This is a genomic window from Bowdeniella nasicola, from assembly GCF_900107735.1.
GTDB classification, from domain to species: Bacteria; Actinomycetota; Actinomycetes; order Actinomycetales; family Actinomycetaceae; genus Bowdeniella; species Bowdeniella massiliensis.
This window is the reverse complement of the sequence record NZ_FNQV01000006.1, coordinates 1-23,807: the sequence shown is the minus strand read 5'-3', so window position 1 is coordinate 23,807 and position 23,807 is coordinate 1. Positions and strand designations below refer to the sequence as shown.

19 protein-coding genes, 1 tRNA gene and 1 riboswitch are annotated in these 23,807 nt (G+C 64.7%); of the genes, 15 read left to right on the top strand and 5 right to left on the bottom strand.

Annotation, left to right across the window (positions count from 1 at the left end; all coding sequences use genetic code 11):
* The first annotated feature begins 29 nt into the window (after nucleotides 1-29).
* From BLU67_RS05510 to BLU67_RS05500, 3 genes are all read left to right on the top strand, one after another.
* A complete protein-coding gene (locus BLU67_RS05510; protein WP_092563374.1) occupies nucleotides 30-2,000 on the top strand; it encodes an OPT family oligopeptide transporter in 1,971 nt (656 codons plus the stop codon).
* A 218-nt stretch (nucleotides 2,001-2,218) separates the two neighbouring features.
* A complete protein-coding gene (locus BLU67_RS05505) occupies nucleotides 2,219-2,707 on the top strand; it encodes a MarR family winged helix-turn-helix transcriptional regulator (RefSeq protein ID WP_092563776.1) in 489 nt (162 codons plus the stop codon).
* Nucleotides 2,704-4,068, top strand: coding sequence for an MFS transporter (locus BLU67_RS05500; RefSeq protein ID WP_092563371.1), 1,365 nt, complete (start codon nucleotides 2,704-2,706; stop codon nucleotides 4,066-4,068). The genes BLU67_RS05505 and BLU67_RS05500 overlap by 4 nt, the downstream gene beginning before the upstream one ends.
* Here the strand turns inward: BLU67_RS05500 and BLU67_RS05495 are convergent.
* On the bottom strand, nucleotides 4,065-5,084 hold the full coding sequence (locus tag BLU67_RS05495) for a phosphoserine transaminase (protein ID WP_315971778.1): 1,020 nt from the start codon (nucleotides 5,082-5,084) through the stop codon (nucleotides 4,065-4,067). The two genes, BLU67_RS05500 and BLU67_RS05495, sit on opposite strands and share 4 nt — an antisense overlap.
* Nucleotides 5,085-5,233: 149 nt before the next feature.
* Between BLU67_RS05495 and BLU67_RS05490 the strand changes: the two genes are divergently transcribed.
* From BLU67_RS05490 to BLU67_RS05480, 3 genes are all read left to right on the top strand, one after another.
* Nucleotides 5,234-5,914 carry a metal-dependent transcriptional regulator gene (locus BLU67_RS05490; RefSeq protein ID WP_092563365.1) on the top strand — a complete coding sequence of 227 codons (681 nt, stop codon included), beginning with the start codon at nucleotides 5,234-5,236 and terminating at the stop codon, nucleotides 5,912-5,914.
* Between the two features lie 143 nt (nucleotides 5,915-6,057).
* Nucleotides 6,058-6,227, top strand: a riboswitch (cyclic di-AMP (ydaO/yuaA leader).
* Nucleotides 6,226-7,053 (top strand): C40 family peptidase, encoded by an 828-nt coding sequence (locus BLU67_RS05485; RefSeq protein WP_092563362.1) that lies wholly within the window; start codon nucleotides 6,226-6,228, stop codon nucleotides 7,051-7,053. Its footprint overlaps the riboswitch before it by 2 nt.
* 237 nt (nucleotides 7,054-7,290) lie before the next feature.
* Nucleotides 7,291-8,220, top strand: coding sequence for a universal stress protein (locus BLU67_RS05480; protein WP_092563359.1), 930 nt, complete (start codon nucleotides 7,291-7,293; stop codon nucleotides 8,218-8,220).
* 54 nt (nucleotides 8,221-8,274) lie between these two features.
* Here the strand turns inward: BLU67_RS05480 and rocD are convergent, their stop codons facing one another.
* Complete coding sequence (gene rocD, locus BLU67_RS05475; RefSeq protein WP_092563356.1) at nucleotides 8,275-9,498, bottom strand: ornithine--oxo-acid transaminase; 1,224 nt, start codon at nucleotides 9,496-9,498, stop codon at nucleotides 8,275-8,277.
* A 176-nt stretch (nucleotides 9,499-9,674) separates the two neighbouring features.
* Here rocD and BLU67_RS05470 point away from each other — a divergent pair.
* The 3 genes from BLU67_RS05470 (at nucleotide 9,675) to BLU67_RS05460 (ending at nucleotide 14,407) form a co-directional block, all read left to right on the top strand.
* A tRNA-Arg gene (locus BLU67_RS05470) sits at nucleotides 9,675-9,747 on the top strand.
* Nucleotides 9,748-9,930: 183 nt separating this feature from the next.
* Entirely contained in the window at nucleotides 9,931-14,202 is a 4,272-nt protein-coding gene (locus BLU67_RS05465; RefSeq protein ID WP_092563353.1) for a hypothetical protein, read from the top strand.
* Nucleotides 14,192-14,407 carry a hypothetical protein gene (locus BLU67_RS05460; RefSeq protein WP_092563350.1) on the top strand — a complete coding sequence of 72 codons (216 nt, stop codon included), beginning with the start codon at nucleotides 14,192-14,194 and terminating at the stop codon, nucleotides 14,405-14,407. Before BLU67_RS05465 ends, BLU67_RS05460 begins: the two co-directional genes overlap by 11 nt.
* A 68-nt stretch (nucleotides 14,408-14,475) precedes the next feature.
* Here the strand turns inward: BLU67_RS05460 and mscL are convergent, their stop codons facing one another.
* The 3 genes from mscL to BLU67_RS05445 form a co-directional block, all read right to left on the bottom strand.
* Nucleotides 14,476-14,871 (bottom strand): large conductance mechanosensitive channel protein MscL, encoded by a 396-nt coding sequence (gene mscL / locus BLU67_RS05455; RefSeq protein WP_092563347.1) that lies wholly within the window; start codon nucleotides 14,869-14,871, stop codon nucleotides 14,476-14,478.
* 94 nt (nucleotides 14,872-14,965) lie between these two features.
* Nucleotides 14,966-15,634, bottom strand: a complete 669-nt coding sequence (locus tag BLU67_RS05450; protein WP_092563344.1) for an SAF domain-containing protein — start codon at nucleotides 15,632-15,634, stop codon at nucleotides 14,966-14,968.
* 95 nt (nucleotides 15,635-15,729) lie between these two features.
* Entirely contained in the window at nucleotides 15,730-16,002 is a 273-nt protein-coding gene (locus BLU67_RS05445) for an FmdB family zinc ribbon protein (RefSeq protein ID WP_092563341.1), read from the bottom strand.
* 86 nt (nucleotides 16,003-16,088) lie between these two features.
* Between BLU67_RS05445 and BLU67_RS05440 the strand changes: the two genes are divergently transcribed.
* From BLU67_RS05440 to BLU67_RS05415, 6 genes are all read left to right on the top strand, one after another.
* Entirely contained in the window at nucleotides 16,089-18,725 is a 2,637-nt protein-coding gene (locus BLU67_RS05440) for a penicillin acylase family protein (RefSeq protein WP_092563338.1), read from the top strand.
* Between the two features lie 174 nt (nucleotides 18,726-18,899).
* Entirely contained in the window at nucleotides 18,900-19,913 is a 1,014-nt protein-coding gene (locus BLU67_RS05435) for a LacI family DNA-binding transcriptional regulator (RefSeq protein ID WP_176780711.1), read from the top strand.
* On the top strand, nucleotides 19,910-20,650 hold the full coding sequence (fabG, locus tag BLU67_RS05430) for a 3-oxoacyl-ACP reductase FabG (RefSeq protein ID WP_222842391.1): 741 nt from the start codon (nucleotides 19,910-19,912) through the stop codon (nucleotides 20,648-20,650). The genes BLU67_RS05435 and fabG overlap by 4 nt, the downstream gene beginning before the upstream one ends.
* 14 nt (nucleotides 20,651-20,664) lie before the next feature.
* Nucleotides 20,665-22,113, top strand: coding sequence for a CoA-transferase (locus tag BLU67_RS05425; RefSeq protein ID WP_176780710.1), 1,449 nt, complete (start codon nucleotides 20,665-20,667; stop codon nucleotides 22,111-22,113).
* Between the two features lie 19 nt (nucleotides 22,114-22,132).
* A complete protein-coding gene (locus BLU67_RS05420) occupies nucleotides 22,133-23,317 on the top strand; it encodes a thiolase family protein (RefSeq protein ID WP_092563326.1) in 1,185 nt (394 codons plus the stop codon).
* Between the two features lie 91 nt (nucleotides 23,318-23,408).
* Nucleotides 23,409-23,738, top strand: a complete 330-nt coding sequence (locus BLU67_RS05415) for an MFS transporter (RefSeq protein WP_261977044.1) — start codon at nucleotides 23,409-23,411, stop codon at nucleotides 23,736-23,738.
* Nucleotides 23,739-23,807 lie beyond the last annotated feature (69 nt).

Here is a 23,807-nt window from a genome sequence, read left to right as displayed (position 1 = left end):
TCCGTCTTCCCTCTGGAAAAGAGACTCCGTTGTCATCTGACACCACCACATCACCCGTCCGGGAACTCACCATCCGCGGGATTATCCTCGGTGGAATCATCACGCTGGTGTTCACCGCCGCGAACGTCTACCTCGGCTTGAAGGTCGGTTTGACCTTCGCGACATCGATCCCCGCCGCGGTCATCTCCATGGCGGTGCTGCGCTTCTTCGCGCAGCATTCCGTCGTCGAAAACAACATTGTCCAGACGATTGCCTCGGCGGCGGGAACGCTATCCGCGATCATCTTCGTGCTGCCGGGCCTTGTCATCGTCGGCTGGTGGACCGGATTCCCGTACTGGACGACCGCCGCGCTGTGCGCGCTCGGCGGCATCCTTGGCGTCATGTATTCGATCCCGCTGCGTCGCGCGATGGTGACGGGATCGGACCTGCCCTATCCCGAGGGCGTGGCCGCCGCCGAAGTGTTGCGAGTGGGCGATACCGAGGGCGCGGCCGAGGACAACCAGCAGGGGCTGCGCGTCATCATCGCCGGTTCGCTCGCGGCCGCCGCAATGTCGCTGGGTGCGGCGCTGAAGGTCGTGGCGAACTCGATTGGTACGGCCTTCCGGATCGGCTCGGGTGGCACCCTGTTTGGGGCGAGCCTGTCGCTCGCGCTCATCGGCGTTGGCCACCTCGTTGGCGTGACGGTCGGTATCGCGATGATCGTCGGCATGATTATCTCCTACGGGATCCTGCTGCCGATGCGTTCGGCCGGCACGCTGCCCGCGACCGGTGACATCACCGATGCCGTCTCCACCGCCTTCGCACACGACGTGCGTTTCATCGGCGCCGGCGCGATCGCGATCGCCGCGATCTGGACGCTCATCAAGCTCATCTCGCCGATTACGCGCGGCATCAAGGAGGCCTTCGAGTCCACGCGCGCCCGCCGCCAGGGCGGCCACGTCGAGATCACCGAGCGCGACCTGCCGATGACGGTCGTCGTCGGAACGACGCTCGCCTCCATGCTGCCGATCGGTGTGCTGCTGTGGCTCTTCGTCCAGGACACCCCGCTCGCACACAACTCCGTTGGGCTCGTGGCGATCGCCGTCATCTACATCCTGCTCATCGGCCTCGTCATCGCTGCCGTGTGTGGTTACATGGCGGGCCTCATCGGCGCCTCGAACAGCCCGATCTCCGGCGTCGGCATCCTCGTCGCCATCACCGCGGCGCTGCTCATTAAGACGGTGCACAGCCACAACCCGAACGAGATCACCTCGCTCGTGGCCTTCACGCTGTTCGTCTCCGCCGTCGTCTTCGGTGTCGCGACGATTTCCAACGACAACCTGCAGGACCTGAAGACTGGCCAGCTCGTGGGCGCCACGCCTTGGAAGCAGCAGGTCGCCCTCGTCATTGGTGTGCTCTTCGGTTCGGTCGTGATCCCGCCCGTTCTTGGCCTCATGAATACGGCTTTCGGTTTCGCCGGTGCCCCCGATGCCGGCCCTGACGCGCTCGCTGCGCCGCAGGCCTCGCTCATTTCCTCCCTGGTCAAGGGCGTGCTCGGCGGGGACCTGAACTGGGGGCTCATCGGGCTCGGAGCCCTCATCGGTATCGGCGTCATCGTGATCGACGAGGTCCTCGGCGGCACGACGAAGAAGAAGTGGGCGCTGCCGCCGCTGGCCGTCGGTATGGGCATGTACCTTCCGATGGACCTCACGCTCATCATCCCGGTCGGCGCCGTCCTCGGCCTGTTCTACGACCGCTGGGCCGCCCGCACCGCGCGACCCGAGCACGCCAAGCGCCTCGGCATCCTTGTGGCAACGGGCCTCATCGTAGGTGAGAGCCTCTTCGGCGTGCTCCTGGCCGGTGTCATTGCCGCGACCGGTTCCGAGACGCCGCTGGCGATCGTTGGTGATGGCTTCCAGACCGTCGCGAATTGGCTGGGCGTTGCGGCATTCGTTGTCGTGATCCTCGGTCTGTACCGCTGGGTCCAGCAGCGCGCTGCGGCACAAACAACGGCGCCGTAACCGCTACCGCTCCGACTCGAGCCGCCATGCCCGCCAGGGGATGGCGGCTCGTTCATTGCATAAAAGTAAAGGAAAGTCGGTGACGCGTCATCATCGGGTCGGATGAATCAAGGTAAAAAGGCGACCTTTGGCTGAAAAGGTGACCGTTGTCATCTATCGTTAGCTTAGGTAATGAGCTAAGCTAAGGGTGTTATTGAGATTTCACCTTGGACTAAATGATGACTGCGACACCGACTGACGAGACCTTTCCCCAGGCAGATGCGGTTATTGGCGTGCCGTTTGGGCCGCAAGAAGATGACCTGACCACCTTGGTGCGGGTAGCCGTTCACCGCACGGCCCGCCGGTTGCGCTTTGAAGCACAAAGCGCCGCGGATATCACCCAGTCGCAGTTCTGCGTCTTGGCCTCCCTGGATCGACACGGGCCGATGACGCCGGGTGAACTTGCCGAACAAGAACAGGTCCAGCCGCCCTCGATGACCCGAACCGTTGCGGGCCTCGACGAGGCGGGATACGTCCAGCGTGGACCGCACCCCTCCGATCGCCGCCAAGTTCTGGTGGGCCTGACGGACGAGGGCAGCGAAATTCTCAATACGGTGCGTCGCCGCCGCACGGCCTGGCTGACCGCCGCACTCAACGAACTTGACCCGAAGCAGCGCGACGCGATGCGTGAAGCTGCTGAACTCTTGCTGAAAATGGTGGAGCGATGAGCAAGACTTTCCAATCCCTTTCTTTCCATAACTACCGCATCTGGTTCATTGGTGCCCTCGTCGCAAACGTCGGCACCTGGATGCAGCGCATTGCGCAGGACTGGCTGGTCCTGCGCGTCCTGACCGACGGCTCGGGCTTTTCCGTCGGTGTTGTCACGGCACTGCAGTTTGCTCCGTTGCTCGTGCTTACCCCGCTCGCGGGCGTCCTGGCCGACCGGTGCAACCGTCGCAAGCTCCTCATATGGACGCAGGCGGGCATGGGGCTGACGGCCCTCGTCCAGGGCATCTTGGTCCTTGGCGGACACGCCCAGCTCTGGCACATCTACGTGCTTGCTCTTGTGCTCGGCGCGATCGCTGCGATCGATGCCCCCGCGCGCCAGATCTTTGTCGGCGAAATGGTGCCCTCCTCCTCGCTGCCGAACGCTGTTGCGCTGAACTCGACGTCGTTCAACGCGGCGCGCCTCATCGGCCCTGGCGTCTCCGGCATTCTCATTGCCGCCGTCGGCACGGGCTGGGTCTTCCTGATTAACGCGGTTTCGTTTGCCGCCACGATCGGCGCGCTCATGATCATGCGCAAGAGCGAGCTGCGGGAACTGCCCAAGGCGCCGCGCACCAAGGGGCAGGTCATGGACGGCCTGCGCTACGTCAAGCGCCGCACCGACATCATGGTCATCATGATCGTCGCGGGCGTCGTCTCCGCTCTCGGGTTGAACTTCCAGCTCACGAGCGCGGTCATGGCGACCGAGGTCTTCGGCCGGGAAGCAACCGGCTACGGCATCGTCGGCTCCGTCATGGCGATCGGCTCCGTCGGTGGCGCCCTTGTCGCGGCACGCCGCAGCCAGCCGCGCGTCCGACTCGTCATTATCTCCGCGTTCGTCTTCGGTATCGCCGCGGGCATCAACGCGATGGCGCCGACGTGGGAGCTCTACCTGCTGACCTCCATCGCCGTGGGCTTCTGCTCGCTGACGATGATCACCTCCGCGAACACCGCGATCCAGATGTCGACCGAGCCGTCGATGCGTGGCCGCGTCATGGCGCTGTACACGCTCGTCTTCCTGGGTACGACCCCGATCGGTTCACCGTTCGTCGGCTGGATCGCGGAGACGTTCTCGGCACGCTGGTCCGTCGGGATCGGCGCGATCGCCTCAATCCTCGTCGCCGCGGGTGCGGCGCTGTGGGCCAAGCGCAACTGGCGGGTGGAGGTGCACTACCACTGGCACCGTCCCTACCTCGACATTGACGGCCCGGGTGAGCGCGCGGCACGCCGCGCCGAGAACCTCGTGCCGCACGCCGAGGAGATCGAGGGCGACGCGACGCTCAACGCCTCGCGGGCGAAGGAAGAGCAGCTCCAAAGCGCCTAGGAGCGCAGCGCGGAAAGCGCCCAGGTGAGCCAGGCGATAAGAGCCTCGACGTCGCTGAGTGCAACCGAAGGGAACGTCCCAATGCGCACCTGGTTACGACCCAGCGAGCGGTAGGGCGCGATATCGACGATGCCGGCACGCTCGGCGAGCTCCGCACGCACCGCCTCAGCGTCGACCTCCCTCAGGTCGATCGTTGCGACAACGGGGGAGCGGTACTCGCTGCTAGCCACAAACGGCGAGGCCTGCGGGTGCTCATCCGCCCAGTCATAAAGCGCTTGCGACATTGCCCGGCAATGCCGCTCGATCGCACCCAACCCGCCCTCGGCCTCGATCCACCGCAGCTGGTCAGCAATCAGCGCAAGGTTCGTGACCGAGGGCGTGTTGTAGGTCTGGTCCTTGCGAGAATTCTCCAGCGCAATCCCAAGGTCGAGCATCGGCGGAATCCAGCGCCCTTGGCGCACCTGGCTGATCCGCTCGATCGCGGCCGGTGAGAGGATCGCGAACCACAGGCCGCCGTCGGCGCCGAGCGCCTTTTGTGGCGAGAAGTAGTAGGCATCGATACCGTCCAGCTCGACCTCGACCGCCCCGGCGATCGATGTCGCATCAACGACGACGAGCTGATCGGCGTCGCGTTCGCCGACGTGATCGAGCGGTGAGCACACCCCCGTGGAGGTCTCGTTGTGGGCGAAGGCGAGCACGTCGGCGTCATCGGCGCTGGACACCCCGACCCAGCTGCCAGGCTCGGCGTGGTGGATGATCGAATCCGCTAAGAACGGCGCCGATGCCGTCAGTGCCGCGAACTTGCCTCCAAACTCCCCGCACACCGCGTGCGCGGCACGCTCGCGCACGAGCGAAAATGTCAGCGCCTCCCAGACGAGCGTCGCCCCGCCATTACCAAGGACAATCTCATAGCCCGCGAGCACGTTCAGTAGCGCGCCAAGGCGCTCGCGGATCTCCCCGACGAGGCTGCGCACCGGAGCCGCCCGGTGGGAGGTTCCGAGCGGTGCGCGCGACAAGCTTGCGAGCTGTTCGGGGCGAATTCGCGTTGGACCGCTGCCGAACCTGCCGTCATGAGGCAAGATTGAGGGGACAGAAGCGAAGCCGGAATCATCCATGTCTTGACCATGGCACGTTTGCGTGGCGCGCGGGACGGAAGGACCACTCAGTGAAAGACCTCATCGATACCACCGAGATGTATCTGAAGACCGTCTACGAGCTGCTCGAAGAGGGCGTGCCACCGCTGCGTGCCCGCATCGCCGAGCGCCTCGGCCACTCCGGGCCCACCGTGTCCCAAACCGTGGCCCGCATGGAGCGCGACGGCCTGCTCACCGTCGACGAGGATCGCATCATCCGCCTCTCCGATGAAGGCTTTGCCAAGGCGAGCGACGTCATGCGCAAGCACCGCCTGGCCGAACGGCTCCTCATCGACGTCATTGGCCTGGAGTGGGAGCTCGTGCACGACGAGGCCTGCCGCTGGGAACACGTCATGAGCGATACGGTCGAGGCAAAGCTCCTCGGGATCCTCGATTCCTCCGGCACCGACCCCTACGGCAACCCCATCCCCGAAGTGGGCGCCGATCCGGCTGTCGCGGCGGGCGTGGGCCTGCTTCCCCTGACCGAGATTAAGGGGGAAGACGAGCAGCACGTGACCGTCGCACGCATCGGTGAACCCCTGCAGGTTGATATCGAGTTGTTGACCCGTTTTACCGAAGCTGGAGTCCTTCCTGGGGCTGAGATTACTGTCAGCGAACAGGACGGAATCCACGTAGTGGGCGCCACGAATTCTGACGTAGTTCTGGAGGTCCCCGACAATATCTCGCGGTCGATCTTCGTCAAACGCCGCTGACCCTTGTAGCTTCTATACAGCTATCATCCCTAGGGATGAGGCCCTTTGTCCCATCGGACGTAACCGAAGCGTGACAATGCGAGGCAACGGGGCTAGTCTCGACTTCAGCTTGTGGAACCCTCCTCCATGAGTGGCACCGGCGGAGCCCAACCTCGCCGCCGCTCGGTGATATCGGACAAGACAGTTTGGCGGGGACGGGGGAACCACCATTTGGTTCTTTTCTCAGATACGAGAACCTAGGGGTAAAGCGCGAAAGCGCCGGGCACTCCGCCCGCACCCGACAGCTCACCTCGTCGGCATGGAGACAAGACGTGACCGCAACTTCTCACAAGGCCCGATACGGCGCCCCGCGCACCGCTTTCTCTACGGTCAAAGACCTCACCGGTGCACTGACGGCAGGCAATTCCCGTAAGGGCACTGTTATTGCTGCCTCTTCTGGCCTGGCCCTGACCATGGTGGCTACCGCCGCCGGCGCCGCGACCGCTCCCACCCCGGAGCTCGCCGCTCAGGCCACGATCGATACCACTCACATTTCCCAGCAGGCCAAGACTGCCCTCGCCGCGCCGGTGACCGTTGAGGTCGCCAAGGACGCCGCCTGGGAATCCGGCGCAGCCGTCAAGGTTGATGCGAAGAAGGCTCCCAAGCCCGTCGTTCGCCCCGCCGCCGCCCCGCAGCAGACCGCTGAGCGCGAGACCGCTCGCGCCTCGCGCACCAATGAGCGTCAGGCGCCCGCCCGCCAGCGTCAGCAAGCTGCCCCCGCAGCCAAGGAGCAGGCGCCCGTCGCTTCGGCTCCCGCCTCCGACGTTGGCGCGAAGGTCGTTTCGATCGCCTACCGCTACATCGGCACCCCCTACGTCCACGGCGGCTCGACCCCGGGCGGCTTCGACTGCTCCGGCTTCACCGCCTACGTCTACGCTCAGGTGGGCATCACCCTGCCGCGTTCGTCCTCTGCTCAGCGTGGCGCCGGCCGCGTCGTCTCGGCTTCCGAGGCTCGCCCCGGTGACCTCATCTGGTGGCCCGGACACGTCGGCATCTACCTCGGCAACGGACAGCACATCGCGGCCCGTAACCCGGGCACCCCGCTGAAGGCTGGACCGATCTATCGCAGCGGCGCGACCTTCATTCGCGTCACCGGCTAACGACGTCTCCGTTGCGCAGCGGCGAGGCGCGGTAGTCCGAGTCGCCCTTGTCGCGGCCTATCCAGCAGCATTGCTGCAACCCCTAACTGAAATGGCTCCATCTGCCCGGATGGGGCCATTTCGGTTTTCTCGGCGCCGAAAGGGCGCGAGGTCAGTGCGGCGGAAGTCAAAAAGAGGCAAAATAGGAAGCGAAGGCCACCCGACGGAGAGTGGCATCGGCAACAGGAAGGTGACGCCATGACTCACGAACCAGTGGTGCTAGTAGGAGTAGACGGTTCTCCCGCTGCCCTGGGCGCGGTCGATTGGGCGGTGGCGCACGCGAAACGGCTCGGCTGGCGCCTGCACATCGTCTGCGCGTACGCCCTACCCTCATTCCCAGCAACCTCGATCGATGGCGGCTACGCGGCCCTCGACGACACTCAGATTCATAACGGGGCCCAGCAGGTCCTGCACGAGGCGGTCACCCGCGCGGGCGACGGCCTGGAAGTAACTTCAGCGCTAGAGAACGGCGACCCGACGGCGGTCCTCGTCGAGCTGTCCAAGCAAGCCGGCCTCGCCGTGATCGGCTCGCACAAGGGCTCCGGTTTCACCGACCGGCTGCTCGGCGCGGTCTCCTCGGCGCTGCCCGCCCACGCGCACTGCCCGACCGTCATCGTGCCGCTGCGCGAGGAGGGCAAGGAGCCGCTCGTGCCGGTGCGTCGCATCGTCGTCGGCGTGGATGGCTCCGAATCCGCCAAGGGCGCGCTCTACCAGGCCGTGCGGGAGGCCTCCGTGTGGGAGGCAGAGCTCACGGCAATCGCGGCGGTGGCGATCGCCTCGGCCGCGGGCACGCTGGCGTGGATGCCGGCCACCGTCGACCGCGATCGAATCCTCGCCGATGTGCGCGAGGGCCTCGACGTCGCGATCGATGCCGCGACGGCCGACTACCCGGACGTGCGAGTGCGACGCCACGCGCTCGATGGCAACGCGGCGGCGCTGCTCGCCGAGTTCTCCACGGCCGTTGACCTCGTCGTCGTCGGCACGCGCGGCCGCGGCGGCTTCGCCGGCCTCATGCTCGGCTCGACCTCGCAGGCCCTGCTGCAGCACTCGGTCTGCCCGGTGATGGTCGTGCCCAGCAAGTACGACGCGAAGGAAATGTCGCCCACCGAGATGTGGCAACACCGCTAAGAGACGACAAAGCGGGCGGGAGATCAAGGTCTCCCGCCCGCTTTGTCGTGCGCGTTAGTCGACGCCGATTGAAGCGGCCTGTTCGTTCAGGACGGATTCGAGGATGTCCATCGCGTAGTTCAGGTCCTCCTCGCTGATCGTCAGCGGGGGAGCGAGGCGGATCGTCGAGCCGTGCGTGTCCTTGCACAGCATGCCGCGCTCGGCCAGGCGCTCACACAGCTGGCGACCCGTCAGGCCCAGGCGCGGCTCGACATCGATGCCGGCCCATAGGCCGCGGCAGCGCGTGTCGGCCAGGTGGCCATCGTTTTCGATCTTCTTCAGGCGCTCTTCCATGATCGAGCCGAGGTGGGCGGCCCGCTGCTGGATTTCGCCCTCGGCCAGGATCGTGATGACGGCGCGGCCCAGCGCGCAGGCGAGCGGGTTACCACCGAAGGTGGAACCGTGCGTGCCCGGAGTCATGACCTGCAGGACGTCGCGGCGGCCGACCACGGCCGAGACCGGGAGCACACCGCCGCCGAGGGCCTTGCCGAGCGTCGTGAGATCCGCGCGGATGCCCGAGTAGTCCTGGGCCAGTGTGTGGCCCGTGCGGCCAAGGCCGGACTGGATCTCGTCGAGGATCATGAGGACGTTGGTCTCATCGCACAGCTCGCGTAGCGCCGGCAGGAAGGAATCGGGCGGCAAGACGACGCCGGACTCACCCTGGATGGGCTCGAAGAGCAGGGCGACGGTGTTGTCGTCGATCGCTTCCTTCACGGCCTCGATATCGCCGTAGGGCACGACGCGGAAGCCCGGGGTGTAGGGGCCGTAGCCGTCTTTGGCATCGGCGTCGGTGGAGAAGGAGACGATCGTTGTCGTGCGGCCGTGGAAGGAATTTTCCGCGACGATAATGTTGGCCTGCTCTGGCGCAACTCCCTTGACGTCGTAGCCCCACTTACGAGCCGCCTTGATGGCGGACTCGACGGCCTCGGCTCCCGTGTTCATTGGCAGCATCATCTCGGTGCCAGTGAGTTCGGTGAGCTCGCGGGCGAACGGCAACATCTGGTCATGATCGAACGCGCGCGAGACCAGCGTGACCTTGTGAAGCTGATCGATCACTGCCTTGTTGAGCACAGGGTTGTTGTGCCCAAAGTTCAGCGCCGAGTATCCCGCCAGGCAGTCGAGGTACTTCTTTCCGTCAACGTCGGTGACCCAGCAGTCGTCAGCGGATTCGATGACGACGTCGAGCGGACGGTAATTGGGCGCCAACACGGCAGTCCGATCAAGGGTGGATTGCAGCATTAAACCTCCTGAGAAACGTGGGTGAGGTGGAACACACCTTAGCCTGATCATAACGGGCAAAACGGATAAGCGTAACCCCCCGAAGAATCGGCGTTTTGCGGCGGTTTTACGCCCGTATCGGATCGCGGGTAGAGCTGGTAACCTTGCGGAGGAACAAACCGCAACTGCGGGTTGCTGCCCTCGTAGCTCAGTGGATAGAGCACCGCTCTCCTAAAGCGGGTGTCGGACGTTCGAATCGTCTCGGGGGCACCGGCAGCGAGCGAGGAATAATCGCTCGAAACAGAACTTGCGTGACACGGCAATCGTCAGGCATACTTTTGTTTACGACGCCGTGTGATGCCTGCCCCCCTGCGTGTCACACGGCGTCTCTCTATTTGCCCGCACACGGTGTTGCACCCAGCTATATTTTTGTCCGTCTATTAGCGTGGAAGAATGACCCCGCCGCTGTTTTTCGGCCGTCGCCGACGCGAGAGCGCCGGCACCGCGCCGGCCGCTGCCGAGCCCGCCGCCCCGCGTGCCGCCAAGGCGCCCGCCCGTGCCCAAAGCGCCCACAAGCGGGTCTCTGCCCAGCCAGCTCCGCCGCCTCCCGCGGGCGCCGCACCCGTCGCACGCGAGACCGCGTTCCTCGTGCGCCGCGCGCTGCCGACCTGGCAGGCGCGCATCGATGACCTCGCGGGGCTCTCCGCGCTGACCGACATCGACGAGCTCGATGGCACCGTCCTCGACCTGACGACCGCCCACCCCTCGGGGATCGCCCAGCTCTATGCCGCGCGTCCCACGCGCCTGACGAACCTGCTGCGCGAGGGCTCGGCCTACTCGCGCGGGCGGCGCGCCGCCAAGGCCGTCGTTGAGCGGGCAGATGAGCTCGAACAGCAGCACGGCCAGGCGCCCATCTACCTCGCGATCGGGGTCGCGAGCTGGTCCGAAATCGTCGATATGCCGGTGCCGCCCACCACGGGGGAGAAGCCCACCCCCTCGCACTTCGCGCCTGCGGGCTCGCTGCGCGCCGATGCCGCTGGGCTGCCGCGCCCGGTGCCCGCCGCTGGGAGCGCGGCCTCGCCGTCGGGCGCGCCGATGGAAAAGCGGCTGCGGGAATTTACCGCGCCGATCCTGCTGCGGCCGGTGCGCATCAGCGTCGACCCGCATCCCGATGGCGATATCGACATCTGCCTCGAACCCGGCATCGAACTCAACCCCGCGCTGGAGACCTCGCTGCGCAGCGCGGGCGCCGAGATCAAGCCCGGTGATCTGGCACGCGCCGTCATCACCGAGCACGGTTTCACGCCGCGCGCGGCGCTCGCGATGGTTGTCGAGCGGGCTCAGCGCCACCTCGCGGGCTTCCACTACGACGAGCGCATCCTCATCGCGCCGTTCGTTAACCCCGGCCAGCTGCTGAGCGCTGACCTGCACGCGCTCGAGGGCGACCTCGCGCGCCGGCCGCTCGTCGCGGCGCTCGCGGGCGATCCCGCCTCGCGCACGCGGCTCGCGCAGCCGCTGCCGAAAGTCGACCGCACGGACCGTGATCCCGACACGGAGCGCGGCGTCGGCGATCTCGCGCCGATCCAGCAAACCGTCGTCGAAACAAGCGCCGCCGGGCGATCGTTCATGGTCGATACCGTGCCAGGCTCCAACGAGTCCGAGGTCATCGCCGCGATCCTCGCCGACGCCGCGGCCTCCGGCCGCTCCGTCGCGCTCGTTTCCGGCAATGCCCGCCGCGCGCGCTCGGATATCTCCGCGCTGAACAGGCTTGGTCTCGCCGACCTCGTCCTCGACCTGACCGGCCCACGCTGGCGCACCGACGCGCTGGAACGCTTGAAGTCCGCCTTCGTCGAATACGAGGACACCCTCGATGACGCCGCCATCATCGCCTCGCGCAAACAGCTCATCGAGGCGCGTGAGACGCTCGGCAGCTACGTCGACGCGCTGCATGAGATCCGCGAGCCGTGGGGCGTCTCGGCCCACCACGCGCTGCAGGAACTCGCGCGCCTGACCGCCGTGCGGCCCGGGGCTCGCACCCGCGTGCGCCTCAGCGGTCCGGCCCTGAACGCGATGACGAGCGAGCGTCGCGAGGAGGTCATCGCCGACCTCGAGCACGCCGCCGAGCTCGGTGCCTTCACGCTGCGCCGCCACGAGACCGCCTGGTACGGCGCCCAGCTAACCGATGCGGGCCAGGCCGATCACGCGCTGAAGAGCGCCGAGCGGCTCGCCACGCGGCTGCTGCCCGAGCTCGCCGCGCGCGCCGAGGCCATCACGACGGACACCGGGCTGACGAAGATGACGAGCGTCGCGGGCCTTGCCGAACAGCTCGACATGCTCCAGGGCGTGCGCGCCGCGCTCGACGTCTTCCAGCCCCAGATCTTTGAGACCTCCGCCGCTCAGATGGTCATCGCCACGGCGAGCCGGCAGTGGCGCGAGGACCATGACGTCACGATGAAGGGCTCCACACGCCGCCGCCTGCGCAAGCAGGCCGCGGACCTCGTGCGCCCCGGCCGCCAGGTCGATGACCTGCACGCCGAGCTCGTCCACGTCCAGCAGCAGGCCAAGATTTGGCGCCGCCACTGCCCGGCCGGCGGCTGGCCGCGCCTGCCGCAGGGCATGGCCGCCACCGAGCAACTCGTCGCCGACGTCAAGGCGGAGCTGACCGAGCTCACCCCGATCCTTGGCGAGGACCTCCTCGCGATGGACCTGGCCGAACTGCAGACGCGGATGAGCGCGCTCGCCACCGACGTCGACGGGCTCGGCACGCTGCCCGAGCGCACCCAGATCCTCGCGCGCCTGCGGGAGCTCGGCGCGGATAGCCTCATCGACGATTTCGCCGAGCGCCGCATCACGCGCGATCAGGTGCGCGCCGAGGTCGAACTGTGCTGGTGGGCATCCATCCTGGAGACGGTGCTGCGCTCCGATTCGCTGCTCGCCACCTACGACGGCGCTGAGCTCACAACGCTCGCGGAGTCCTTCCGCGAGCTTGACGCCGCCCAGATCGCCTCCCTGCCCGGGCCGGTTCGCCGCGCCACGGCTCGTCGCCTGCTGCGCGAGGTCGGCCGCGATAAGGGCCTCGCGCGCGAGCTGTTCCGCGAGCTGTCCTCCGCGCACCCCGATAACCTGCGTTCGCTCATCACGCGCTACCGGGATCTCGTCATCGCGCTGCGGCCCATCTGGGTCTTCACGCCCGCCCAGGTCAGCCAACTGCTTGGCACCGAGGACGCGCTCGATCTCGTCGTCATCGACGGCATCCAGCACACGCCGACGGCCCACCTCATCGGCGTCCTCGCGCGTGCCAAGCAGGTGATCGTCTTCGGCGATCCGCGCCGCCGCAGCGAGTCGGCCGTCGCCGACCTCGCGACGATCCTGCCGCACCGCGATCTGCCGACGGACCGCTCCGACCGCGAGGAGCACGTCGCGGCCTTCCTTGCCTCCCACGGCTATGCGGGCCTCGTCGATTCGATCCCCGCGCCGCCCTCCCGCTCGACGATGCGCATCGAGCACGTCGAGGGCTACGGCATGCCCGCGCCCGGCGCCGAGGCCGTCGAATCCGTGCAGTCCGAGGTCGATCGCACGGTGGACCTCGTCGTCGAACACGCCCTCACCCAACCCGAGCGATCGCTTGCCGTCATCACGCTGAACGAGCGCCACGCCGAACGCGTGCAGGCCGCGGTCTCCCGCCTCGTGGCGGACTCACCCGCGATCCGCGAGTTCTTCGACCCCGACGCCGCCGAGCCCTTCCTCGTCACCGACGTCACCGGCGCGCAGGGCCTGCAGCGCGATTCGATCATCCTGTCGGTCGGCTACGGCAAGACTCCCCACGGTCGCGTCCTGCACCGCCTCGGCGCCATCTCCGGCGCGGAGGGCCTATCCCTCATGGTCGATACGCTCGACGCCGTGCGCAGCGAACTCGTCGTCGTCTCGTGCTTCAGCTCCAGCGATCTCGATCGGGAGCGCCTGCGCAACGCCGGCGCCGAGCTGCTGCACGATCTGCTCGCCCACATCGAGTCCGACGCCACCGATTCGCCTGCCGTCGCCGGCGAACTCGAGGACACCGCGCCCGACCGCCTGCTCGTCGATCTCGCCGATCGCCTCTGGCGCCTCGGCCTGACCGTCGTCCCGCGCTACGGCGTGCCCGGCGGCGTCCGCATCCCGCTCGCCATCGGCCACCCGCACCTGCCCGGCGAGCTCCTCGTCGCCGTCGTCACCGACGACGAGGGCTACGTGCGTGAGCCGAGTGTGCGCGTGCGCGAACGCCACCGCATCGAGCGCCTGCGCGAGCGTGGCTGGGACGTCTACCAGGCATTTTCAACCTCCGTCTTCATGGACCCGCAGTCCGAAGCCGAACGCATTGTCAAACGCGTCGTGCAAGTCATGAGTGAGCGCAGCGGTGGCACCGACGTCGAGGCCATCGCCGATGGTCCCGCTGCACAAACGCCGGAGGAATCGACGACGGACGTCTCCGAGGAGAGCCCGGAGGCGGAGCAGTCAGCGCCCGAGCCCAAGGAGCGCAGCGCGCACCCCGGCATCGTGCCCGGCCTGCCGCTGTCGGCCTACTCCGATGACCAACTCGATGACATGGTCTCCTGGATCGCCTCCGACGGGCTGCCTCGTAGCGACGAGGACTTCCTTGCCGAGCTGCGCGAGGAGATGGAAATCGAGCGTCGCGGCGCTCAGATCGACGCCGTGTTGCTCGCCGCCATTCGTCGCCGTGACCGCTAAGAAAAAGCGCCGCCGCGTCGTGGTCGAATCCCGCGTGGACCGCGAATTGCGCGAAGCCGGGGAGCGGGGCGAGGCGAGCAGCAGTGCCTCGCCCGTCCTGCCGCGCTATAGCGAGAGCGAGTCCGATCGAGCCTGGGGCGATAGCGAGGACTCCAACGACGCGAGGCTGCTGGAGAACCTACCCCCGCACTGGGGGCGCGGGTAGGCGACGACTCGCACACGCAAGAAAGCCGCCCCCGAGAAAAAACTCGGAGGCGGCTTTCGCGTTGGTGCTTAGACGCGCGGCTGCTGGTTGTTAGCGAGCAGGTCGCGGATCTCGGTAAGGATGCGCACGTCGTCGGCGGGAGCGGCGGGCTCCTCGTCCTTGGCCTTGCGCATGGCGGCGAGCCTGTTCATCGGGACAACGATGAGGAAGTAGACGGCGGCGGCAACGAGCAGGAAGTAGATGAGCGCGTTGATGACCATACCGAAGGAGATGGTGGCCGGACCGATCTTGACGGCCCAAGCTTCGGCGAAGTTCACGGCGCCGAACAGGCCACCGATGAGCGGGTTGATGATGCCCTCGACGAGTGCGTCGACGACCTTTCCGAATGCGGCGCCGATAACAATACCGACGGCCATTTCCATGGCGTTGCCGCGGGAGATGAATTCCTTGAATCCCTGGAGCATGAGTGCCTCCTGACATGGTGAACCGCTGGGAAGCGGAACGGTGCTGAGGTGGGACGCGAACCAGGATTGGCTCCGCGCCGCGCGCCCTGGCCGCTCAGGTCGCTGGCAAAACAGCTCGCAGCGGGCCTCTGGAAAGCGCGTCTAACAAAACTCTAGCCTCTGAAGCCTGCACCGCGACGAGTCCGTCGGTGAGATCCTCCCCACCTGAATCAAGGAGTCCCGCCTCGGGTGCGGAGAGAATGGCGAGAACACGCGCCTCCGATCCGACGCGGGCGGCCTCCTCATCCGTGTTGGCATACAGCCAGACAATTTGTCCTGGGCGAGCGACAGAAAGCGAGCCGCGATCGGCGAAGGTTACCGGCACGATGACCTCACCCGAATGCAGCGTGTGCCCAAGGTTTGGGCTCGCCACCATCGCGGTGGTGAGGACAGTACCAGGCTGGATTCCAATGATCGCTGGATCCCCGAGAACGTCTTCGAGGTCGACCGCGGCATCGGGTGGAATCCCCGCCTCGGGGATCTCGCGCAGCTCGATGTTTGTTTCGCTGATGTGCTCCCCGGCGCGAATTTCGCTCGCAGCCACAACGACGGCGCGGCTGTCCGGTGCTGGAGCAAACGAGCTCACCGCCCACCACAGCGCTGCGAGGAGGGCGAAGGCTGCGAGGAGGTGGCGAAAGCGGTAGAGCGCGATCCGAAATCGCCGGACGTGCGGGGCTGCGGAGCGGGATGGGGTAGGGGCCGCGAACCTAGGTGCTGGAGGCATGTCACGACGGTAGGTCGACACGGGCCCTAAAGTGCGGGGGAGTGCGAGGGCAGGATGAAACACCGCGCAGTTGGGCGCGGTGTGGATAGAAAAGGCTAGCGTCCCCCGGCGCTGGAGCCGCCACCAGAAGACGGCTTTGAAGACGTGCTGGGCTTGGCGGGCTTCGAACTCGAGACCGACGAGGAGCCCGAATTACGCGAGTCCGTGCGATAGAAACCGGAGCCCTTGAACATCACGGCACCGGGCTGGAAGAGCTTTCGCAGCCGGCCGCCACAGCCCTCGCAGGTCTTGAGCGAGTCTTCGCTAAAGGACTGGTGAACCTCAAACTCGTGCGCACAGTTCGTGCAGCGGTAGGCGTAGGTGGGCATCTCTTCCTCCAAGCTTGGCACTCAGACCTTCTGAGTGCTAATGATAGCCCGCTACGCGACGTGGTGAAAATCGATAGTCTTTTGCCGTGACTAAGTCCCAATTTGCGAAGCGGGCCGGAATTTTTACGGCGATCGCCCTCGTCGTCGCCCTCGTTGTCACGCTCGGCGTCGGCCTGTACACGGTTCGGCGCCCGTTGCCGACGACCGACGGCTCCATCCGATTATCCGACTTCGCAGCCCCGGTCACGATCACCCGCGATGAGCGCTCGGTCCCCACCATCACGGCGGAAACCGACGCCGACCTCATGCGCGCGCAGGGCTATGTGCACGCGCAGGACCGCTTCTTCGAAATGGACTACCGCCGCCACGTCACGAGCGGGCGGCTCGCGGAGCTCGTCGGCGACGTGCCCGAAGCGATCCAAGCGGACAAGGTCATCCGCACACTCGGCTGGCGCCGCGTCGCCGAACAAGAGTGGAAACTCATCAGCCAGGAATCGCGCGACCTGCTGACCGCCTACGCCGACGGCGTCAACACCTACCTCAAGGGCCGCGAAGCGAGCGAGCTCGGCGTCGAGTACACCGTCCTCGGCCTGAGCGCCGGCACCCCCGATATCGAGAACTGGGACCCCATCGATTCGCTCGCCTGGCTCAAGGCAATGGCGTGGGACCTGAAGAACAACTTCGAGGACGAGCTAACGCGTGCCCACCTATATGCGGCGCTCGGCGATCTCGACCGCGTCCAGCAGCTCTTTCCCGACTACCCGATCCAGGACAACGCTCCGATCGTCGCGGGCCCGAACGCCCCGACGGCGCCGGCCGTCACCTCGCCCGCGCGGCTGAGCGGGGAGCGCGACTCCGCGCTCGGCGAGTATCGCGACCCCACCGCGGCGGCCGCGTTCGCCTCGGCCAAGGCCGCGATCTCCGCGGTACCGCAGCTCATCGGCGGCGGCGAGGGCACCGGCTCGAACTCCTTCGTGATCTCGGGCGCGCACACCGATACCGGTAAGCCGATCCTCGCTAACGACCCCCACCTCGGGGTATCCCAGCCGAGCGTCTGGCACCAGGTGGGGCTGAAATGCAAGCAGCTGTCCGATTCGTGCACGTTTGATGTTTCGGGCTTTTCGTTCGCCGGCATGCCGGGCGTCGTCATCGGCCACAACCATAAAATCGCGTGGGGCCTGACCAACACGGGCGCCGACGTCACCGACTTTTTTCTCGAACGCCTCTCCGCCGATGGCACCGCCTACCAGCGTGGCGCCGATGAGGTCCCGCTGACGACGCGCACCGAGAAGCTCGCCGTCGCGGGCGTCGAGGAGCCGATCGAACTCACGGTGCGCGAGACCGGCCACGGCCCGATCGTCTCCGACGTCCTCGGCCTGGCCGATGTCTCCGCGCTGCCGGTGCCCGCGGGCTCGCCGTCGGCCGGCTCCAACGGCTACGCCGTCTCCCTCGCGTGGACGGCGCTGCAGCCCGGCGCCACGATGGACGCCGTCTTTGCGATCGACCGCGCCACTAGCGCCGAGGAGATCGCCGCTGCGGCCGCCAAGTTCGAGGTCCCCGCGCAGAACATCGTGTGGGCCTCCACCGACGGCGACATCGGCTACGTCATGCCCGGCAAAATCCCCGTGCGCGGCACCGTCTCCGACGCCGTCGTCCCCGCCGATGGCACGTGGCCGCGCCCCGGCTGGGACGCCGCCTACGACTGGCTCGACTACCTCTCCGGCGATCAACTCCCGCGCGTGACCAACCCCGAGGAGGGCTTCGTCGTCGCCGCCAACCAAGCGATCGTCGCGCCGGGCGACCGCCCCTTCCTCGGCCGCGATTTCGACTACGGCTACCGCTCCCAGCAACTGCGCGGCCGCATCAGCGAAGACATCGCCGCCGGCACACCGATCACCACGGAGATGGCCGAGCAGTACATGCTCGACGACGCGAACCCGTTCGCCGAAAAGCTGCTGCCCGCGATCCTGCGCTTGGACATTGAGGACCCCTTCATCAAGGAGGCCATTGACGAGCTGCGCACCTGGCAGCGCGACGGCCTGAAGCAGTCCGCCGACGCGCCCGGCGCCGCCTACTTCGCCTCGGTGTGGGCCCACCTCGTCTCCGGCACCTTCGACGACGACCTGCCCGATTCGATCGCCATCAGCGGTGGCTCGCGCTGGCTCGCCGTCATGACCGAGCTCATCGACGATCCGCAGTCGAGCTGGTGGGATGACCGCACGACGATTAACGTGCGCGAAACCCGCGACGAGATCCTCACCCGCGCGCTGACCAACGCGCGCTACGAACTCACGAACGTCCAGGGCAAGGAGCCCGGGCGCTGGAGCTGGGGCGATCTGCACCAGTTCCGCCCGACGCACTCGCTGCTGGGCGGCGCCGACATTCCCGCGCCCGTGCGCTGGCTCGTCAACCCCGCGCCCGTGCCGGCCTCCGGCGGCTCCTCGATCGTGAACGCGACGGGCTGGTCCCCGCAGCTCGATAAGCGCGGCCGCGGCGACTACCAGGTGACGACGGCGCCCTCGATGCGGATGGTCGTTGACTTGTCCGACCTCGACGCCTCCAGCTGGGTGAACCTCACCGGCAATTCCGGCCATCCCGCCTCGCGGCACTACACCGATCAGATCGAGCCGTGGGCGAGCGGCGAGTATTTCCCGTGGCCGTTCAGCGCCGACGCGGTGGCCGAGGCAGCCACGCAGACGCTCGTGATCGAGCCGCGGGAGTAGCTTGGAATCCGCTCGCTATCAAGGAGTATGATCTACGTCGCAGCTTAACGTTGCTTAATCACCTAGCGCCAGATCATTCTGTCAGGTACAAGGGCCCCACCAACGGGGGTGAAGCCCTCTTGGACCTAGGACAGAGTTATGAACACTCCTTCCCCGCCGCAAGGGAGTCGACGGATGTCGGCTGCCCAGCTAGCGCGGATGCTTGGGGTGAGCGCTGCGGCGGTTTCATACGCGCTGCATGGCCAACCTGGTGTTTCAGACGAAACGCGCAAGCGGATTCTCGAGGCCGCTAAGCGATACGACGTTCGTCCTACGCAACCTCGTAGTGCTACGAGCGATACCGCGGTTCTTGGCGTCATACTGGCCGATGTATCGAACCCGTTCTACAGCGAGTTCGCCATCTCGGTAACTGACGTGGCACGCGAACAGGGGCACGAAGTCTTTCTTAGTCACAGTCGGGATGAGAACCGTGCTGTAACTGCCGCGGTCACGACAATGATCCATCATCGCGTCGATGGGGTGCTCCTCACCGCCATTCAGTCCGGAGACGGCGAGGTTTGTCGGATGCTCCGCGCCGCGCGCATTCCATTTGTGCAAATCTCGCGGCGGATGGAATACGCCGAAGCTGATTTTGTCGGGATTGATGATCGCGCAGCGGGTCTCCAGATAGTTGGTCACTTGCTCGAACACGGCTACCGGAAGTTCGCCATCGTAGGTGGTCCGGTGAGCTCAACTGCTTCTGCCACCCGTGCCGCTGGTTTCCGCGAAGCTTTGTCTTCCGCGGGGATTCGGCTTCCGAGGAAATGGAACATTACGGGCGGTCTCAACGTCCCGGATGGGGTTAACGCCGCGCGCTATCTCCTCGAGTTGGGCGAGCTGCCCGAAGCCGTCGTTTGCGGTACCGACGCCATCGCGCTTGGTGTGATTAGTGAACTCAGAAGCAGGGGCATCCGAGTTCCTCGTGATCTCGCTGTCACGGGGTTTGACGGTTTGACTGCAACTCGTGCCCACATGATCGATCTGACCACCATCATCCAGCCTCGTCGCCAGATGGCCCAAGCAGCCGTCGATCTGGTGACTATTCGGCTTAAGCGGCCCAACGGTCCTCCACAGAGCATTCTGTGTCGCCACGGCCTATACATCGGAACCAGCTGCGGATGCAGCAGGAAGAAAGGAGAACACGAGTGATTGAGACAGCATCGTTAGACGACAAGGTAGCGCTAGTTACTGGTGCGGCGCGCGGTATCGGACGCGGTATTGCCACAGAATTGGCCGAGCGAGGAGCACGGGTCATCGTTGCTGACGTTGACGCCGAAGCCGCCTCTAGTACTGCTGAAGACCTCGGTAACGAGAGTTACGGAATCGGTTTGGACGTTTCTGACCGGGAAGCAGTTGATGCAGCGGTCGCAGACATCATTGAGAACTGCGGACGAATCGACATCCTCGTGAATAATGCGGGGATCAACCGGGACGCCATGCTCTGGAAGATGACTGATGAGCAGTGGGATTCGGTTATTTCGGTGGACCTATCTGGTGTGTTCTACACATGTCGTTCGGTAGGTGCCCATATGCGGGGAAATAAGTACGGCCGCATTGTCAATGTGGCATCTGCATCGTGGATGGGAAATATCGGACAGACTAACTATGCAGCAGCTAAGGCAGGCGTCGTTGGACTTACCCGTTCAATCGCGAAAGAGCTTGCCCGCTCGCAAATCACCGCGAATGCAGTCTGCCCGGGTTTCATTGAAACGGATATGACCCGCGGAATGCCGGAGAATCTCTTCGATGCTCAACTCGCAAAGATTCCGATGCAGCGCGTGGGGCAGCCGGCAGATGTAGCACGCGTCGTGGCATTCCTGTCCTCGGATGACTCCTCCTACGTCACCGGCCAGGTGATTGACATCGGTGGGGGGTACCAGCTGTGACCGCTTTTGTGTCGATGGACGAGGTCGCCGACCTAATCCCAGATGGCTCTACGGTGGTGACGGATGGTATGACCCTTATGGGTGTAGCCGATGAGATCCTCGCCGAAATCGAACGCTCGTTTCTTGAGTCGGGTACGCCAAACCAACTCACGTGGGTGCAGTCCGCTGGACAGTCAAACCGTGAAATTGGCATGTCTCGGATGGCACACAAAGGACTCGTCAAACGAGTTATTGGCTCTCACTGGGGTCTCACTCCAAAAATGGGTGAACTTCTAGGAAACGATGAAGCAGAGTGTATCTGTTTGCCACAAGGCCAGCTCTCAACGCTTTATCGCACGATCGCTGCAGGTCGTCCAGGACAGCTCTCCACAGTCGGCCTCGGGACGTTTGTGGATCCTCGGGTCGATGGGGGCCGGTTCAACGATTCAGCCAAGGCAAATGTCGATTCCGAGGAGTACGTGCAGTTCGTCGAAATAGACGGTCGTGAGTACCTGAGGTACAAGCCAATCAAGCTCGACGTAGCCATCATCCGTGGAGCCGTGATCGATAAACTCGGCAATCTATCGCACCGCGAAGAGGTATCAGGTCTTGATGCTCTTGGAATTGCGCAAGCAGTTCACAACTGCGGAGGCATTGTGATTGCCCAAGTCAAGGAGATCGTCGAACCCGGGGAGATTAGGCCAAGGGACGTCACCGTTCCAGGTGTGCTAGTCGATTACGCGGCGGTGACGACGAACCCTGACTTACATCACCGGCAAACCCACTCCTTCCCGAAGTACAACGACGAACTCCTTTCTGGATATGTCACACCCGATAATGTCGGCCGTGCATTTGAAGCTCAGGAAATGGCCGAGGAACGCGTTGCTATAGGACTCCGCGGCGTGCAGATTGTGGAGTCCGGAGATGTCATCAATGTCGGCACCGGGATCCCTGCCGACACCATCGGGCGTGCGCTGTTCCAAGCAGGAAAACTCGACGATGTTTTTCTAACTGTCGAGTCTGGCACGTATGGCGGCATTCCGCTGGGGGTCGTCGATTTCGGAGCTGCCATCAGTCCCCAAGCGATCATTGGGCACCCTCAGCAAATGGACTTCTACAACGGGGGAGGAGTCGATATCACGTTCATGGGGACTGGACAGGTTGATCCCGATGGGGATGTCAATGTTTCGTTGCTCGGGGGCAGAGCTGTCGGCGTCGGTGGATTCATGGACATCACCGACGGCGCCAAGAAGGTCTGTTTCCTGATGTCAGCATCGGGTCGACACCCGAAGTTTGTCGAGCAAGTCGACCAGGTCTCCTTTAGCGCACGTCGCGCACTCGAACGAGGCAAGAAGGTCTACCTCGCAAGCGAGTATTACCTACTCGAATTCACTGACTCGGGGTGGAGGGTCATGCAGGAGGACGACTCACCTGAAGCTCAGCGAGCGTTGTCGTCAATACGCTTTGCGCTTGCAACCAACTAAGAAATACGGAGAACCAACCATGGATACGAACGAACGCATTGTCGTTATTTCGGGCGCTAGGACGCCAACCGGGAGTTTCGGTGGCGCGCTCGCGGCAGTTCCCAATCACGAGCTCGGTGCGCACGCAGTCAAAGCTGCGTGTCAGCGCGCTGGTGTCAATGTGGAAGATGTAGATGAGTTCATCATTGGCTGTGTAGGACAAATTGGCGGTGATGCATTCATCGGACGCCGTGTTGCTCTCGAGGCTGGAGCGCGCGAATCATCGACCGCCATGTCCGTGAACCGGCTGTGCGGCTCGGGGCTGCAGGCCATTGCAAGTGCAGCATTGGAACTGCGCCAAGGTGAAGCCAAGTTAGTCGTAGCAGGCGGTTGTGAGAATATGTCTCGGCAGCCTTTCATGGATTTCGATGCCCGCAACGGCTATCGCTTGGGTCATCACACGCTCGTAGACGGCACGCTCTCGCTCGTCACAGACCCGTGGGGCAATTACCCAATGGGTGCAACTGCTGAGAAAGTAGCCGATAAATTCGGTGTCAGCCGCGAAGCGCAAGATGAATTCGCAGCTGAATCTCAGCGTCGAGCTCAAGAAGCCTTGTCGAATGGTGCAGTGGCTCACGAAATTGAACCTCTGACGATCTCGACGCGACGGGGAGAGACAATCGTCGACACCGACGAGCACCCGCGCTCGGGTGTTACCACTGAGTCCCTTGGCCGAATGCGTCCAGCTTTCGCGAAGGACGGCTCAGTTACAGCAGGGAATAGCTCCGGAATCAACGATGCAGGTGCCGCTGTCATTGTGACAACGCTTGCCGAAGCAGAAAAGCGAGGCCTAAGCCCAATCGGAGAGCTTCTCGATTTCACAAAGGTCGGATTGGCCCCAGAAATCATGGGATACGCGCCTAAGCTCGCCATCGAAAAGATTCTGGATCGAACAGGGCTGACGCTATCCGATCTCGGTTGGATCGAGCTGAATGAGGCATTTGCTTCGCAGGCTGTTGCCGTCATGCGTGATGCCGGGCTCGACCCCCAGGTCACGAACCCACTCGGTGGAGCGATCGCATGGGGACATCCAATTGGAGCCACCGGCACTATCCTCACCCTTCGCACTCTGATGAATATGCGAGCCAACGACATCGAGCATGGGCTTGTGACGATGTGCATCGGCGGTGGCCAAGCTGTCTCCGCTGTGTTCCGCGCAATGTAGCGCATTCGTGGTCGGTACACCTGTGCCGACCACGCCCCGCCTCACGGCGGATGTAAACACCCCTCGGTAAGTTCCCCAGAAAGGAATTGTCATGTCCGATACCGTTGTCGGGCCTATGGCCGACCCCGCCAAGCGGAGCCGCTTGGAGCGCATTACCAAGACCAACTTTGGCAAATTGATGCCACTGATGATCGTCGTGTACATCATCGCCTTCATTGACCGCACCAACATTGGCATGGCCAAGAACGCGCTGCAGGCAGATATCGGTCTGACTGCCGCTGCATACGGGCTGGGCGCAGGTCTGTTCTTCTTCGCATATTCTCTGCTCGAAGTTCCCTCGAATCTGTTGATGCATAAGCTCGGTGCGCGATTCTGGATCGCGCGAATCATGATTACGGGCTCATCACAATGCAGGGTGTAGTTGGGGTCTGAAGCCGCCGGTCTCGAGCAGTGATCTGGCGATGTAGTGGGTGAGGTTCCGGAATCCCAG

Coding starts and splice junctions, on each gene's coding strand:
- BLU67_RS05445 (WP_092563341.1), bottom strand. CDS start 16,002: ATGCCCACCTACGCCTACCGCTGCACGAACTGTGCGCACGAGTTTGAG.
- BLU67_RS05505 (WP_092563776.1), top strand. CDS start 2,219: ATGACTGCGACACCGACTGACGAGACCTTTCCCCAGGCAGATGCGGTT.
- BLU67_RS05500 (WP_092563371.1), top strand. CDS start 2,704: ATGAGCAAGACTTTCCAATCCCTTTCTTTCCATAACTACCGCATCTGG.
- BLU67_RS05450 (WP_092563344.1), bottom strand. CDS start 15,634: ATGCCTCCAGCACCTAGGTTCGCGGCCCCTACCCCATCCCGCTCCGCA.
- rocD (WP_092563356.1), bottom strand. CDS start 9,498: ATGCTGCAATCCACCCTTGATCGGACTGCCGTGTTGGCGCCCAATTAC.
- BLU67_RS05420 (WP_092563326.1), top strand. CDS start 22,133: ATGGATACGAACGAACGCATTGTCGTTATTTCGGGCGCTAGGACGCCA.
- BLU67_RS05415 (WP_261977044.1), top strand. CDS start 23,409: ATGTCCGATACCGTTGTCGGGCCTATGGCCGACCCCGCCAAGCGGAGC.
- mscL (WP_092563347.1), bottom strand. CDS start 14,871: ATGCTCCAGGGATTCAAGGAATTCATCTCCCGCGGCAACGCCATGGAA.
- BLU67_RS05480 (WP_092563359.1), top strand. CDS start 7,291: ATGACTCACGAACCAGTGGTGCTAGTAGGAGTAGACGGTTCTCCCGCT.
- BLU67_RS05425 (WP_176780710.1), top strand. CDS start 20,665: ATGGACGAGGTCGCCGACCTAATCCCAGATGGCTCTACGGTGGTGACG.
- BLU67_RS05435 (WP_176780711.1), top strand. CDS start 18,900: ATGTCGGCTGCCCAGCTAGCGCGGATGCTTGGGGTGAGCGCTGCGGCG.
- BLU67_RS05465 (WP_092563353.1), top strand. CDS start 9,931: ATGACCCCGCCGCTGTTTTTCGGCCGTCGCCGACGCGAGAGCGCCGGC.